The sequence below is a fragment of the Synechococcus sp. PCC 7336 genome, assembly GCF_000332275.1.
Classification (GTDB): Bacteria; Cyanobacteriota; Cyanobacteriia; order Thermostichales; family PCC-7336; genus PCC-7336.
This window is the reverse complement of record NZ_CM001776.1, coordinates 2,672,036-2,687,954: the sequence shown is the minus strand read 5'-3', so window position 1 is coordinate 2,687,954 and position 15,919 is coordinate 2,672,036. Positions and strand designations below refer to the sequence as shown.

Sequence of the window (15,919 nt, the reverse complement as noted above, 5' to 3'; positions counted from 1 at the left end):
GATCGCTAAAACGGCGATCGCAATGCTCGGTACCGTTGGATAGGAGATTCATGCAGGCACCCACCACCCCCATGCCCGAGGGAGACCCGCTCCACCTCGGTATCCAATATTACGAATCCGGTCAGTGGCAGGCAGCGGAAGACTGTTTGAAGCAGCTCGTAGAGAGCCACCCCACCGAAGCTGAAGCCTGGTATGTTCTCGGTCTCATTGGGGCACAGCGCGATCGCTATACAATTGCCAGAGAGAGGCTGCACGTAGCGATTGCCCTAGAGGCCGACACTGCTAAATACCACTGCGCGCTTGGGAATCTCTTTCAGGTACAGGAACAGTTCGAGCAAGCCGTTGAAAGCTATCGGGCAGCAATTGAAATCGAGCCAGAATATACAGAAGCCCATTTCAATTTAGAACTCACTCTCGCTCAGTTATCTGCTTCGCAGGCAAGCGCGATCGCAGCACCAGAAGAGGCAAATGCTCCATCTATCGATACAACTGCCGAGTTGCCAGAGCAACTGCTCGATAGAGCTCGTCAATATCAACAAGCAGGTCAGCTTGACGAAGCTGATGCCCAATATCGACGGTTACTCGAACTCTATCCTAACTGTGCTGATGGCTGGCACTTATGGGGACTGCTAGCAGCGATCGATCGCCATCAAAACGATATCGCCTTAGAGCGAGTTAGCCGTGCCTCAGAACTCGATGAGGGGAATGCCTCTTATCAGATCGATCTCGGCAATATTTACCAAAGCTCGGACAAGCTAGATCTGGCGATCGACTGCTACCAAAAAGCTATTCAATTGCAGCCCGATAATGCCTTAAGTTACTTCAACTTAGCTCGAGTTTTTGAGTCAGCAGGCAAACCTAAAATAGCAATCAAACATTACAGAGAGGCAATTTCAGTTTCTCCCACATTTGCCGCAGCTCAAAATAATCTTGGCATTTTGATATGGAAGTCAGGAGATCTTGAAGGAGCAATCAAATATTTACAAGAAGCGGTTATACAAAACCCAAATTCAGAAGAAATATACTTGACATTGGGGGATCTTTATCTCGCGAGGAGAGACAAGAAAGCAGCTCACGAAACCTATATAAAAGCCTTAAATATTAATCCTGAGAATATTTCTACTCTGTTTACAGTCGGCGATCTTTTCAGGTCAAGTATGAATCTCACTCAGGCTGCACAAGTCTATGAGAAGATCGTCGAACTAGACCCGACTTCCGTCAAGGCATATATTTGCCTGGGAATTGTCTTAAAAGATGCATGTAAAATAGAAGCGTCTATCGAAAGCTTTCAAAAAGCTTGTGAACTCGATCCTAGTGATTTTGCTGCTTTTAATAACCTTGCTTTTGCAATGCATTATAGCGAGGTATATACTGCTGAAGATATTTATGCAGTACACCAGCGCTCAAACAAAATTCATGCTCGCCCCTATACCATTGCGAGTCAGCCACACGATCGCGATCCCAAGCGAAAACTTCGCATTGGCTACGTTTCGGGGGATTTTAAGCGGCACGCTGTCGCATCCTTTTTCCAACCTATTATTGCCAATCATAATCGTAATGAAGTTGAAGTTTTTTGTTATAAAACCAATGCAAAATCGGATGAACTAACAGAGTATTTCAAGCAACTGTCAGATGCTTGGCGAGATATAAGCTGTATGGATGACAACTGTGCCGCCCAGCTGGTCAGACAAGACAAAATTGATATTTTAGTGGATCTCTCTGGGCATACGATGGGCAATCGCTTGTTATTGTTCGCACGCAAACCTGCACCAGTTCAAGTCACCTATCTCGGATACCCCGACACAACCGGGCTAGATGCAATTGACTATCGCATTACCGATCACTTTGCCGATCCCGAATCTCTAACAGAGTACTTGCACTCAGAGGAATTGATACGACTACCTCAAAGCTTTCTCTGCTTTCAGCCACCTTCAGAATGCCCGCCAGTCAATCGATCGCCATTATTAGAAACGGGGCAAGTGTGTTTCGCCTCCTTTAATTTCCTTGCTAAAGCAAGCACCTCAACCATTCATCGCTGGGCTGCCATTCTCAAAGCGGTGCCCAATAGTCGCCTACTTGTTAAATCTCCTCCCCTTGGCGATCCGCAGGTACGAAACTATGTTTTGGGAGTGTTCGAACAACATGGCATTAGTTCGGATCGCATCGATCTGATACAGTGGATACCCAATTTTCAATCTCATTTAGCAACTTACCACCGAGTCGATATCGTTCTCGATGCCTATCCCTATCACGGTACGACATCTACCTGCGAAGCCCTGTGGATGGGCATTCCAGTGGTGACATTGGCAGGAGACACTCACGTATCCCGAGTCGGAGTGAGTTTGCTCTCGGCAGTAGGGCTAGAAGAGCTTATTGCAGATTCCGAGCAAGATTACATTAGTATTGCGATAGATCTAGCCAATAATGTAGATTGGCTGCAACAGTTGAGGTCGAGTTTGAGAGAGCGGATGTACAATTCTCCGCTGATACAAGCGACAGAATTTACGCACAACCTTGAAGTAGCTTATCGAAAGATGTGGCATCGCTATTTACAAGAGAAAGCAGAAGTTCCCACAAGATCTTTGCCCAGTTCTCTTAATATATCTGCTCGGCCTTCAAGCTTTAGCTCTTCCCTCCAACTCGAACCAGATGAACGGCTCATTCAGATTGAAGGTGGTGTTAAAATTTGTGTCAAGAACGATCTCAATAGCTTAACTACTTATGTCTTGCTAGAGCAGGGGGATTGGTTTGAATCAGAGATGGCTTTTATTCGTCAACTGATTGTCCCTGGAATGGAGGTACTAGATATTGGGGCCAATCATGGGGTCTATACTCTGACGATGGCTAAGTTACTGCAAGGACAAGGCCGGGTTACCGCCTACGAACCTGCGAGTTCGGTCGTTACACTATTGAGGAAAGGTGTATATGCGAATACATTAAACACTGTCAAAATAGTGAAAGCAGGTCTCTCAGACCGAGAAGGTGAGGCGGCTTTATTCTTATCAACAAACAGCGAACTAAATTCCTTACATACGGCAAGTGTGGGACAGATGAAGGAAACTATTCGACTGTTGAATTTAGATCGAGAAATGGAAAGAAATGGCTGGCAGGATATCAGCTTTGTCAAGTTGGATGCAGAGGGAGAAGAAGCTAAGATCCTCGCAGGCGGTCAGCGCTTCTTCTCAGAACAATCGCCATTAATTATGTTTGAACTCATTAGCGATAAGGTTAATCTACTGCTAGTCGAACTGTTTCAGGAGTTAGGCTACGATATTTACTACTTTATTCCAGGTATATGTCTATTAGCACCTTTCGACTCTCAGAAGCCAATAGAGCGCTTCCAGTTGAACTTGTTTGCTTGCAAAGCAGATCGAGCTCAACAATTATCTGAACGCCGACTGCTAGTCAAACAGCTTTCAGAAAAACCTTCACTCTCAAAACCTTCCTATTGGTTAGAGGAGATTGCCAAATTAAGTTATGCGGCTCCTTTACTCCGTCAGTGGCAGCAAGTTGAAATGAGCTCAAATGCTTACGGTCAACTGTACGAAGAAGGACTGAATTACTTTTTTATCTCTAAGATATTTGACATTTCACCAGCAGAGCAGTTAGCTTCATTACAACATTCCTTTGAATGTCTTCAGAATGTCGTCAGTGCGAAGCCCTCTTTCTCTAGATACTGTACTTTGGCACGAGTAGCTGCAGAATTAGGTCAGCGGCAAGTGAGTGTCCAGGCACTCCAAGAACTTGTTGGGCTTATGAGGTCTAACGCCACCATCCAGATTGATGAACCCTTTCTCCCTGTAGATAGGATATATGACAATCGACCATTTAACGATCGACTACCTGATTGGTTGTGGGTTAGCATTGTGGAGACTTACGAAAACAGCTACATTTTTAACTCATATCACACAGCAGATACAACAATATCTATCCTCAACCAAGTCGTCCAAAATTCCTTCTGCAGCCCTCAGACAAATCAGCGTTTAAGCTTAGCCAAACTACGTCTTAAAGAACAAGAGTATGCGAGTCATATATATCGACAAGATACCCGTGCATTAAGGTTGTGCCTCAATAATTACTATTCCCTCCAAAATAAGACTTTATACGGTAGTAGAAGCAATCCAGGTAATGGATTTTTCTCGATACTAACAGTATACTTTTGGGGTGTTGTAGAATTATTCAATCAGAATATTCTTCCTGAGAAAATTGATTTTTCGGATGAGTTTCTAGCCTACAAAACTAAGAAGCAGGTGCAAGACAGGATTGATGTCTATCCGTTCTACTTCAAAGACACAATAGATCGAGAGATAAAACATATAAATACAGGCGAATATTTGCCCAAACACAATCATCATGGTGTCTACCAGAGCTATGACTTCAATCGGTATAATTTATTGATTGATAGATATTTTAATGTGAGCGATTCTATCTTAGATCTTCAAGGTTTTCTAGTTGAGAAATATCAAATAGATTTTTCTAGAACAATAGCAGTATGCTATAGAGGTACCGACAAATCTACAGAAATTCAACTAGCTAATCCCCAAGCTTATTTGAATGTGGTTGAAAGTTTTTTGAAAGAAAATCCCGACTTCAGAATTCTAATTCAGACAGATCAGGAGCAAGTCAGAGACTTGTTTGTAGCTCGACTCAAAAATCAATGCTTCTTTATAGAGGAAATGCCTGTCACTAAGGGGAAAATCGTTTTACACGATCTCAGTAATGACTTAAGTCTCGACAGGTTTGAGTTTGGAAAAATTCTATTAGCAACAACTCATTTGCTTTCAAGATGCAGGCTAATTGTGAACCATACTGGAAATATGGCCGCTTGGATTTGCTTGCTTAGGGGGAATGCTCGCGGAATGTATCAGTTCGATCGAGAAGGAAAATTAATTTTTCCTACAGAAATTCTACAACGAGATAGGCAACGATCCTCACTGCGTTCTGGCGAGCAAGAGCAGGAAGGCAAATTGGCCAAATTGATAATAGACCGACCCAAATTTATTTTGATTAAAGCATGGGGATATGGCTTTTGGTCTGATATTGACCATGTATTGGGACAACTTCTGGTTGCTGAATTAACCGATAGAACTCCCATTGTTCACTGGGGGGATAACAGCCTATTTCGCGATCCTGAGGATGAAAATGGATTTGAGAACTACTTTGCGCCAGTCTCGCCTTATACCATTGATGACTTGGCTGGCCGTTCATATACATTTTATCCATCCAAGTGGGTAGAAGATAATCTTAAATGCAATAACTTGAACAAATGGGATGGTTTTGGCTCTCGACTATCTGGCTCATCTTTCTTATTCAGACAAGAAGATATTGTCGTTAGTGACTTCCATAGCTATGTCTGCGATCTCATACCCCAGATTGACACCCATCACTATCTTTTAGGCAAGTCTCCGCAGGAGATTTATCGCTATTTATGTCAAAAATATTTGAAGATTAAACCAGAGATTCAATGTGAAATTGAGCAATTCTACTCCAAACATCTAGCTGGCTGCGATACTCTAGCTGTCCACATACGGGGAAGTGACAAAAGAAAGGAAAGCTCCAACCTCCATCAAATTAATCAGCGATATCATCAGGCGATTGCAAGGCATCTCGAACGCGTGCCAGACACTGTGATTTTCCTTCTGACTGATGAAGCGTCAGTACTAGCAGAATATCAACAGATTTATGGCGAGAGACTATGCTATACAAACGCTACTCGGACGAGTACGGATGTTGGAGTTCACTACCAACAGCACTCCTCTCGCAAGCAGCTTGGCATTGAGATTATTAAAGATACTTATCTGGCAGCTAAGTGCGATCACTTCATTGGAAACGGACATTCCGCCGTCTCGTCTACAATCCTGCATCTTAAGGAATGGCCAGAAGATCGATATCTCCTTCTGGCAGATAATCTGATTTTAATGGCTCCAGAAAAACCCGATTCACAGCTAATGATAAATCCGAGAATTGAGTTCGATCAGCAACTCATTGAGATTGAGGGAGGAGTAAAAATTTGTGTCGAAGATAATCTACGTAGCATGACAACCTATGTCTTGCTCGAACAGGGGGATTGGTTTGAAGCAGAGATGGCATTTATCCGCAGCCTGATCGCTCCAGGTATGCATGCGTTAGACATTGGGGCCAATCATGGCGTTTATACCTTAACAATGGCTAAGTTGCTTCAAGGGCAAGGTCAGATCACCGCCTACGAACCTGCCAGTTTGGTCTTCGAACGGTTGCAGCAAGGTGTGAAAGCTAATTCCTTGGCTACAGTGGAGCTTATAAATTCAGGGCTTTCGGATCGCGAAGGTGAAGCGACCCTCTTCTTATCCTCCAATAGCGAACTAAACTCCTTGCAGGGAGACCCCAACCGACAGCATCGGGAAAGGATCGATCTCTTGTCCTTAGATGAGGAGATGGAGCGGCGTTCTTGGGCTCAGATTGACTTTGTCAAATTAGATGCAGAAGGAGAGGAAGCTAAAATTCTTGCTGGTGGGCGAAAATTTTTCGAACGACAGTCGCCTTTAGTCATGTTTGAGTTGAAACATGGCAAGCAAATCAATATTCAACTGATTGAACAGTTTGAGGCGCTCGGCTACAAGCCCTTTCGCCTATTGCCCGGATTGGGGTTGCTCGTACCGTTCGATCCACACCAACCGTTCGATGGCTATCAGCTCAATCTATTTGCCTGTAAATCAGACTGCACCGATAAACTCAAGCAGCGCCAGCTTCTGGCTGACGACATTGACTCGACCTCTCCAGATTTAGATCTCGACCTTTGGAGGTCGGTATTGGCTGAGATGAACTATGCTCGAGATCTTATTGACGATTGGGTGCCCGCATTCGAGTGTCGGTCTAAGGGCGATCGCAATATATATATTGACGGTCTGCACTACTTCTGGCTGTCGCAGACTTTAACATTAAAACCGAGCGAGCGGATTGCTGCTGCTACCTCGGCATTGAACTGCTTCAAACAAGCTCTTCAAGAGCGGGATTCGCTGGCCAGACGGTGTAGCTTGGCTCGGGTGTTAGCAGAGCTGGGCGAACGCAAGGCCAGTATTGAGCATTTATCCCAGTTGGGGAATGCGATCGAATCTGCTTCAGCGATCGCAATTGATGAGCCTTTTCTGCCCGTCGATCGCCGCTATGACTCTCTTGCCATCGGCGGACACCTGCAAGAGTGGCTGCGAACGAGTATTTTCGAGACTCTGGAGAGGCGGTACGCTTTTTCTGCTTATTTCGTGCCTCAACAATCGATCGAACTACTCAGCCGGATCGACCCAGACTCTCCCTTTAGTGGCGAAGCTCTGCGACGCCTGCAATTGGTCCGAGCCTTAGTTGACCCCTCGGCCCATTCCGTGCGGAGATCGCAGAGTCGTCTGCCCTCCGAATCTACCGAGCGCGGTAACCTTACCCTGCAGCGACGCCAGCTATCGGTTGACGAATTACTGCAGACGGCAAAAGCTCATTACAATACCGGCGATTGGATACGTGCCGAGCAGTGCTGTCAGAAAGTCTTGCAGATGCAGGCCGATTGTGGAGAGGCTTGGCATCTTTCGGGCATGCTGGCTGCCCAAGAGGGAGTGAATACAGTTGCGATCGATCGCATTCAACAAGCGATAGTTCATCAACCTGGAGAGGCCGACTTTTATTGCAGCCTCGGCAACCTGTTCCAGGAAGAAGATCGGATAGAGGAGTCGATCGCCCAGTATCGGCAAGCCTTGCGTCTGGACCCAGAATGCATAGAAGCTGCGTTTAACTTAGAAGTTCTCTCTAGCTCTAGCGGGATTGATTAGCGATTCCCTCAAGCAAGACCGATCTCGGTCGCTAAACTCGAACTGCTCCAGAGGTGCATTCAGAGCGGACTGGGAACCTGGTAACCGTTCACCTTCCCCCCTCAAAAGAGTGGCTAGCTAGCCAGTATTAGAGAATCAGGAAAGGGTGGTGCATCCAAGCCCTTGCGTCTGTCTGCAATCACCTGAGCGAGATAAGTCCAAGGATTGATACCTCTGAGCCGACAAGTCTCCATCACACTGAGTAGGGCTGCATAAGCCTGACTCCCTTCGGCAGAGCGGGTGCCATAGCCAATGCGTCGGGCAATGACAGCATGACGTAAAGCCCGCTCAGCTTGATTATTGGTGACGGGTAAGTGTGGATTGTAGACAAAAGCTACAACCGCATCCCAATCATTGAGGATCTCCTGAGCTAAGGCCTTGAGCTTAGGATGCTCACTGCCAGTAGCGATCAGAGCGACCTTTTGTAAGCGGATAACGCCAGGGTCGTCAGGGTCGTCACTAGCCGCTGTGGCCATAGCATGGATCAGCTCTCGCATCTCCTCTAAAAGCCACTGTGCCAATTGTCTAGCCTCTCGCTCAACAGCTTGGGCTAAGGCCAGCGCTTTACGAATCAAATGGGCTAAGCAGCGCTGGCGATGTTCGTACCAGCGGTAGGCCCCATAACCATCGCTGACCAACCAGCCCACAAACGCTGTCGTCACGATGTGCAACAGCATCTGTTTGGTGCGTCGGCCAATGAAGAAGACTGCGATGGTACTGCTGGTGGCAACCCACAGCCAACAGAGCCGTCCCCATTCGTACCAGGGAGTCTCATCCAGATGGAGGACATCCGCTGGCTGCAACTGCTCACTCAACTCCTCCACCACCGGTCGACAAGCCAGACCTGCTTCTCGGATACTGCGGTCAATGCTGCCAACACTTAACTCGATGCCTGCCCAGTCCTGTAGAAATTCCTGAATCTTCGCTCTGGACAGACGATAGCGCACCGACAAACTGGCGAGAAAGCTCCCCAGCATCGGTCCCACCAACGTATACTCCTTCAATTGCAACTGCACTTGGCGACCGGTCACGGTTGAACAGTCCCCCTTGCCTGGAGCTGCTTGAGTGTGATGACCACAGCTACAGGTAGCACCGTAATAGTGATGCAGTTGGCACTCAATCCTAAACCCGCTGCCTTCGCTCACCAGCTCGAACTGGTAGTAGCCCATATAAGGAGCAGGGTTCACTTGAGCATTGTCTAATTGGGCATTACAAGCAGCGCACTGCTGAGGATAATGCTCGATGGTTCGCTCTGCTTTGAGCGGCTGAGTGCGCCATTTCCCTTGGGCTCCAGGTTGCTTGCCGGCTTTGCGCTTGCCCGCTTCTTTGCCAGAGTCTGGGCTATCGGCACTACCGGCACTGGCACTCTCAGGCGTCTGGGCTGGCTCGGGCGTCTGCTCGCAGAGCCCATCCTGGCAAGCGTCCGCAGATTCCTCTTGCCGCTTCGATGAGTGATAGGGATTGTCTGACGAGGGCGGACGCGAACTCGTCTGAGAGGTTTCCTCAAGCTTTTCTAACTGCTCGACAGCTAGCCCGTGCAGGTTCTTGGCCACTTCCACTAAACGCTCTGGGTCGAGAGCACGAAAATACTCCTCTCCCATTTGTTCCAGGTCTGCTTTGCTCAGTCGAGCCATCTCGCTAGCCGTTGTCTGATAGCCAAAGTATGAGCCCTAAACAGGCTATACAGAGTTCAAGAATCACTGAGATTTATGGCGACTGCCTTAATCTAGGAAGCTGCATTCAAGGGGGGAAGGTGAGCGGTTACGGGAACCTGCTAGGACAGTTGACGGCTTAAACGGCAATTGGGAGGCAACTTCTCGCGCGCTCAGAATCGATGTCGCGATATCAGGTTCTCAATCAACTCAGTATTTCTACTGAGTCCTATCCGATTCGGCAATGGTTTACAGAAAAGGTCAGGATGGGGAGTCCTGAGTTCTTCAAAACCGAGCAGGGGGAAGATAGAGCAGGCGATCGCTACCCTTTAGAATGTTTGAAAGCCCTTTTCAGTATACAGTCCAGCCTTTCACTGATTTATCTGAAGGAGGGCCTAATAGACCTGCATTGAACAGGGGAACCTCTCGTGGGGAGTCATCATATGGGTGGGTGAGACAGGGAGCGAAAATGAAATGACTCGAAAACCCCCTGTGTGAAATATTTTGTTCGACAGGTGGGTAAGTTATCTTCGTCAGGAAAAACTGACTCGGACTGTAAAGCTAAGGAATGGTTATGAACTCTACTCTTCGCGCTAAGTTGGCGCAGAAAATGCTGAAGGATGCCAAAGGCTTCACCCTGATCGAACTGTTGGTTGTCATTGTGATTGTAGGCGTGCTGTCTGCAGTTGCAGTACCTACTTTCTTGAATCAGGTTCGCCGCGCTCGCATAGCTGAAGCACAAGCTGGTTTGGATGTTGTCGGTACTGCCTCTGAAATTTACCGTTTCGATAACGGAAGTTACCCTTCCAATTTTAGTGCCCAACTTGCTTTTACTAGCACGAACCCAACTTATATGGATGCTCCCTGGACTCAAACTGCGCCTAACTACCTCGATCCAACGATTCTCGCGGCCAGTGACGCTAGTGGAGCAATTTTCCAAACTGTAGCCGATGTTGCTAATTCTCCTGAATACATTAATGGTGCTCAGGTCGCACTTACTTGTGAACTCGGGGTAGGTGATCAGAAGGGAATGGAAACAGATTCAGTGGAAGATGGTTGTAACCTATAAATATATTGGTCATACAATGGCTTTAAGTATAGCGATCTAAACCATCTCAACAGTGAAAAAGGGTTCTCTATAAATAGAGCATTCCTTTTTCACTTTTTTATGTGGAAGCCTGGGTTGATTCATATCCATTGAGGAAAAGCTGAATCTTCAAGAAAAATCAACAAGCTTTTAATGATTTCAGTCTAGGCTTTTTGGAGAAGTTACTTTTTGAGATACTCCTGCCGTCTGCATGTTCAAGCACTTGTAAGCAGAAACCTTGGATCACCATATTTGGAACGTGGTAATTGCCCCAAAAGAACTTAGATTTGTAAGCTCCAATCTTGGTATGCATGGAAACGTGAATATCTTGATACTTGTCACAGACTTTCTAAAATATTTCTCTTGTCGGCAGCCTTTTTGGCGTTTTTGAGGTGCTATTTTTAATGGTTGAACAGAAGACGCAATTCACAAAATTCAATCAAACTTTTTGGTATTGCCTGATCGCGATCGGCTCGATCGCTGGTTTAGTAGCATTACAAAAGCCCCAGATAGTGGATAAGGCACAGCTAGTTCGAGACGTAGAAGCCAGTGCTACCGCTCAGATCGCAACACTCGAGATAGGCAAATATCTCGGATTTCGCGGTCTGACGGCATCTATGTTGTGGCTATCTTTCGTTCAGTATTTTGGCGACACTGCTAGGCTTCAGTCCGGTTATTCGCTTACCCCTGTTTATTTAGAAGCCGTCGCTAGTAGCGAGCCTCGCTTTGAAGATGTTTACTTTGTCACAACGTCTGCAATTGCTATTCGTTCTACTCAGCCAGAGCGAGCTAAGGAACTGATAGAATTTGGCCTAGATCATATCCACCCAGATTGGAACGATCGAGCTTATCGACTGCCATTTAGCCTAGGTTTAATTAATTTTTTGTATCTTACTGATACTGAAGCTGCCAGACAAGCGTATTACCAGGCTGCTGATTGGTACGAGGTGTCTAATCGAGATTCTGCACAAAGCTGGCGCGAAATTGGCGATCGCCTCAATGAAAAACCTGAAAGTCGTTACCTACAATTTCATGTCTGGAATCAACTTCTTCGGAGAACTCAAGATCCTGAATCTCGCAGAAGTGTTTTGCAACGATTAGCCAAACTAGGGGAAGTACGACAGCTTCCCGATGGCAGTGTAGAGTTGATACCGCCCCCAAACGATCTCTAGCGCACCAGCACCTACCCGAGTAGACAATCAAGCAGATGTACACGAAGTTTAAGGGATAGGAAGGGGAGACTTCTGCAAGAGATGGGCGATCGCCTCCACCAATCGATCGACAGCAACGGCAGTCGTCGCCTTCCCCAACGTCAGCCTAATTCCCCCTGCAGAAAATCGCTCTTCATACCCCATCGCCAGCAACGTTCGACTAGGAACCAGTTGGCCGCTATTGCAAGCAGACCCCGCGCTAATAGCGAATCCAGCTAAGCTGAGCTGCCTTACGAGCCAAGTGCCCGTATGCTCTGCCGTACAGTAGCTGAGATGGTGGGGCAGTCGGTGTTCTAGTGCCTGCGGACCCGTGGGCACGAGCGAATCGAGGGGGGCGAGGGCGGTGGCGAGACGCTGTTGGAGCGATCGCAATCGACTCACTTCATCCTCTAGTTCCTGCTGGGCTAGCTCTGCGGCCACGCCAAACCCCGCGATCGCCGGTAATGCCTGAGTCCCCGCTCTCCAGCCCCCCTCTTGTTTTCCCCCCAATAGGTGGGCTGCAATCTCCACCCCTTCCCGGACAAACAGAGCTCCAGCCCCCTGCGGGCCGTAAATCTTGTGGCTGGATAGCGAGAGCAGATCGACACCGAGTTTATTGACCGAAAGGGGCAGCCGTCCGGCAGTTTGGACGCAGTCACTGTGAAACAAGATGCCAGATTCGCGACAGATTGCCGCCAGTTGAGCAATGGGCTGTATCGCGCCCACTTCACTTTGGCCGTGGACGATCGATACCAACACCGTATTGGGCCGCAACGCTTCTGCTAAGGCTGTAGGGATCGCCAGCCCTGCCCGAGTCACCGGCACTCGGCTAACTTGCCAACCTTCTCGTTCGAGCTGTCGCGCAGCATTTTCAACCGCTGAGTGCTCTACGCTAGAGATCGCCATGTGTTGAGGAGTATCGTATTGACGGGCTATGCCAAAAATTGCCAAGTTGTCCGCTTCGGTGCCCCCCGAGGTAAAGGCAATCCGATCGCTGGAGGCCTCGATCGAATCGGCAACCTGCTGTCGGGCTGTCTCTAAGGCGATCGCCGCTCGCTGGCCCCAGCCGTGCAAACTGGACGGATTTCCCCAAGACTCTCGCATGGCTCGCTGCATGGCGGCGATCGCCTCGGGGCGAGTCGGAGTCGTGGCACTGTGGTCGAAATATAGTGTAGGGTCTAGCTCGCCCAGCATTGCGATTTGCCAATATTTGCTCCTTCATCATACCTAGCGGGATCGGTGGAACGGTGGGGGTCGGAGGGCGATCTCGATGATTTTAGGAGAGCATTGACTTAAATTTGTCGGGGAAGTTAAAGATATTGGCAGTTTGAAATTCCCAAACCTGATTCATGGTTTGTAATTCACTCTCCGCGAGATCTAGAATGACTAGAAATGCCCTCGATGGATTGATGGAGAGGCGATCGCAATGGGATGAAAACTTGCTTAAGTGAGCATTCGCATTGCCTCCAGTTTTACACTCAATCAATATTGGCTCCTGCTTGACTAAAAATAGGATATCGACTTCATAGGAGTCTTCATTTTGGAAGGTGACTTTGGGGTTGAGAAGATGGTCGTATGCGAGACCGGAGTCATTTAGAATCTTACGCGCTTCATGCAATATAAATTGTTCGAACCATTGCCCAGTCAAAAATAAGCGAATGTCTCCCCGCTCGGCTTGAACGTCAGCATAAATCACTTTTTGCGAGCGATTGTAATTATAGTGACTCAGAAAGGTTGACCTCTTCAAATAATTGCACAATCCGGTCAGAATCCTGATATCACTTTGAGAAGCATTTTTCTTGAAAACAAATCGAATATTTTTTCTGTTTGTAATAGCCCATCGTACGTGCCGTAAAAAATTCGCAATAATTGAGCTATCTCGATGTTTGATATACGCTTGCCCGATTCGTTCGGCATGTTCAAAAAAGATTTTATTTAATCCCGAGTTTTGCTGCTGCGAGGGTTCGATCGAAATACTTTTAGCGGCAAACCATTCGATCGCGTCTTGCTGACGATTATCCGCTGCTCCGTTTGCAGAGGTTGGGGCAAAGGCCGTTGAAGCGCTGGATTCCCGAGAGGTAGAGGGTTCTGGCGGTGTTGGAGGCGGCAAAACCGTGGGTGTATCACTTGTGGAGAGCGCGGCATGGCGATCGCGCTGGAGTTGACGAGCAATGACTGGAGCGATCTCCGGTGCGATCGTCGCGCCCCCAAAAGCCCCCAAGACACTCCAGAATAAGACGGCATTTTTATCGCGTTCAGAACTCAGTCCAGCCCCTAAGCCCCCCAGTACAATCGTTATCGATGCAACCACTAACCCTTGTATCCACCGTTGCATAATGCTTCTTACTCCGCAGCTTTTCCGCTGTTACCTCAACTCGCCTCAATGGAATTGGGGCGATCGTTAATGATTTACCCTCGCTCGTGGGTACAGATGCCTACTGTCTTACCATCAAATTCGATCGAACTGGAACGCTGTTGCATAAATTTAAATCTTCAAGCCAATCCTTTAGTCGCATCTACAGAGTAAAAACACTGAAACGAGCGACAAAAGAGCGTTTAGCCTTCTACTCCCCCCGTTGCCTCAGGCCCTCCGAAGCGGGAATATTCGATGCCGCAGGCTTTAAATGACTGTTTGGCCCTGAGGAGTAAATCGGTTTTGTAAGCAAATTCATCGCGGGCATCCATTGGATAGCTTTTGAGTTTGAGATGTGTAGACCAAGGGGTTTCGGAAGCAACAACGGTGATGGGGAGTTTGAGCTGAGTGTATTTGCTGGTATAGGCGGCTAGATAGAGGATGCGGATGGCAGCTTGAATGTCGGTACTGCAATCGAGATAGAGATCGGTGACCACTTGAGCTTCGAGAGATCCATTGTTGGCATTGGAAATGGGCGAGGTCCAATTGGTGTTGTGGGGAATGGAAACGATGTTGTCATCAGGGGTTTTGAGGCGGATGGTGCGCAGACTGTAACCCACCACCTCGCCGTAATGGTCGCCAATTTGAACGCGATCGCCGACTCGGTAGGGAGCTTCGTAGAGGGCGATCGCTCCGGCAATGACAGAGCTGACAAAGTCTTTGAAGGCAAATCCCAGGGCAACAGCGATGGTGCCGCTAATCGCTAAAAAGTTGGCGTTCGAGAAATCGAGCCACAGATTGGCGATATATACGGCAGTAATGAGCAGAATTAACCCTTGGCAGAAGGGCAACAATTGCTTGAAGGTCAGTCGAAACCGACGGGCCACCCGTTCGGATAGCCAATGGGTGAAGCGTTTGACAGCGGCGATGGCAATCCAGGCGATCGCGATCGCCCCGACTGTCCACAACAATCGCCCTAAATCGAATGGCTTGATGAGTCCTGATGGGATATCGCTGCTCTGGCCCGCTTCGGCTTGAGCTATTAAGACTGGGAGGAGGCTGAAGACCGATCTAAGCATTGTTGGATAGCCTGCGCAATTCCCGCTCTTTGCAAGATGTTTGCATTATCTTGCGTTACCAGCCGTCTGTTTGCAACGCCCACTCATTGGGACTGTCGCAGGTAGTTCGCTAACGCCCGCAACCCCAGCTCGTAGCTTGCGGGACCGAAGCCACTAATCTGACCGATCGCCACAGGTGCAATGTAAGAGCGATGTCGAAACGGTTCGCGCCTGTGAATATTGCTCAGATGCACTTCGACTGTAGGAATCTCTACTCCCGCGATCGCATCTCGGATGGCAATGCTGGTGTGGGTATAGGCGCCGGGATTGATCAGCAATCCTACCTGTTTGTCCCGGCTGGCGTGAATCGCGTCGATGAGAACTCCTTCGTGGTTGGACTGCACGATCTCGAGAGTTGCCTCTAATTCCTTTGCTAGGACTTGTAACGATTGATTGATGCGATCGAGGCTGGCGATGCCGTAGGTACTGACTTCCCGAGTCCCCAGCAGATTGAGATTGGGGCCGTGCAATACCAGAATGGACAAGAGAGAAGCGGACATAGCGCAAGCGACATCGAAAGACTTTCAAAGTTTTGCCAGTCTATTGCGTCCCGGCACATGCCCCGATCGCTGGCCAACAAATCGTTATATTTCGATCGCTTTTTCCGACCAGTCAAGTTAACGCCTGCGGACCGATCTCCGACCCCGCAGAGGGCTGATGCCATTGATGGCGCAAACATTTAGCAAC

8 protein-coding genes are annotated in these 15,919 nt (G+C 48.0%); 3 read left to right on the top strand and 5 right to left on the bottom strand.

The features are described 5' to 3' along the window. Window positions 1-50 precede the first annotated feature (50 nt). Window positions 51-7,793, top strand: coding sequence for an FkbM family methyltransferase (locus SYN7336_RS25745; RefSeq protein ID WP_017326334.1), 7,743 nt, complete (start codon window positions 51-53; stop codon window positions 7,791-7,793). 113 nt (window positions 7,794-7,906) lie between these two features. Here the strand turns inward: SYN7336_RS25745 and SYN7336_RS12730 are convergent, their stop codons facing one another. Then, complete coding sequence (locus SYN7336_RS12730) at window positions 7,907-9,466, bottom strand: IS66 family transposase (protein WP_017326333.1); 1,560 nt, start codon at window positions 9,464-9,466, stop codon at window positions 7,907-7,909. Between the two features lie 592 nt (window positions 9,467-10,058). On the opposite strand from SYN7336_RS12730, the gene SYN7336_RS28010 reads away from it, so the two are divergent. Beyond that, window positions 10,059-10,553: a type IV pilin protein gene (locus tag SYN7336_RS28010; protein ID WP_156820140.1), complete on the top strand. Its 495-nt coding sequence runs from the start codon at window positions 10,059-10,061 to the stop codon at window positions 10,551-10,553. Window positions 10,554-10,975: 422 nt separating this feature from the next. After that, a complete protein-coding gene (locus SYN7336_RS12715; RefSeq protein WP_017326330.1) occupies window positions 10,976-11,743 on the top strand; it encodes a hypothetical protein in 768 nt (255 codons plus the stop codon). 48 nt (window positions 11,744-11,791) lie between these two features. Here SYN7336_RS12715 and SYN7336_RS12710 read toward each other — a convergent pair whose 3' ends face one another. From SYN7336_RS12710 to aroQ, 4 genes are all read right to left on the bottom strand, one after another. Beyond that, window positions 11,792-12,955 carry a cysteine desulfurase family protein gene (locus SYN7336_RS12710; RefSeq protein ID WP_017326329.1) on the bottom strand — a complete coding sequence of 388 codons (1,164 nt, stop codon included), beginning with the start codon at window positions 12,953-12,955 and terminating at the stop codon, window positions 11,792-11,794. 82 nt (window positions 12,956-13,037) lie between these two features. Further along, window positions 13,038-13,982 (bottom strand): Card1-like endonuclease domain-containing protein, encoded by a 945-nt coding sequence (locus SYN7336_RS12705; protein WP_162139107.1) that lies wholly within the window; start codon window positions 13,980-13,982, stop codon window positions 13,038-13,040. A gap of 335 nt (window positions 13,983-14,317) precedes the next feature. Further along, window positions 14,318-15,193 carry a mechanosensitive ion channel family protein gene (locus SYN7336_RS25735; protein WP_017326327.1) on the bottom strand — a complete coding sequence of 292 codons (876 nt, stop codon included), beginning with the start codon at window positions 15,191-15,193 and terminating at the stop codon, window positions 14,318-14,320. An 83-nt stretch (window positions 15,194-15,276) separates the two neighbouring features. Beyond that, the gene (gene aroQ, locus SYN7336_RS12695; RefSeq protein ID WP_017326326.1) at window positions 15,277-15,732 is read right to left on the bottom strand and encodes a type II 3-dehydroquinate dehydratase; all 456 of its coding nucleotides are present in this window, start codon (window positions 15,730-15,732) and stop codon (window positions 15,277-15,279) included. Window positions 15,733-15,919 lie beyond the last annotated feature (187 nt).

Excerpts from the sequence above, each read along its gene's own strand:
- SYN7336_RS25745 (WP_017326334.1), top strand. The coding sequence starts at position 51 with ATGCAGGCACCCACCACCCCCATGCCCGAGGGAGACCCGCTCCACCTC.
- SYN7336_RS12730 (WP_017326333.1), bottom strand. The coding sequence starts at position 9,466 with ATGGCTCGACTGAGCAAAGCAGACCTGGAACAAATGGGAGAGGAGTAT.
- SYN7336_RS28010 (WP_156820140.1), top strand. The coding sequence starts at position 10,059 with ATGAACTCTACTCTTCGCGCTAAGTTGGCGCAGAAAATGCTGAAGGAT.
- SYN7336_RS12715 (WP_017326330.1), top strand. The coding sequence starts at position 10,976 with ATGGTTGAACAGAAGACGCAATTCACAAAATTCAATCAAACTTTTTGG.
- SYN7336_RS12710 (WP_017326329.1), bottom strand. The coding sequence starts at position 12,955 with ATGCTGGGCGAGCTAGACCCTACACTATATTTCGACCACAGTGCCACG.
- SYN7336_RS25735 (WP_017326327.1), bottom strand. The coding sequence starts at position 15,193 with ATGCTTAGATCGGTCTTCAGCCTCCTCCCAGTCTTAATAGCTCAAGCC.
- aroQ (WP_017326326.1), bottom strand. The coding sequence starts at position 15,732 with ATGTCCGCTTCTCTCTTGTCCATTCTGGTATTGCACGGCCCCAATCTC.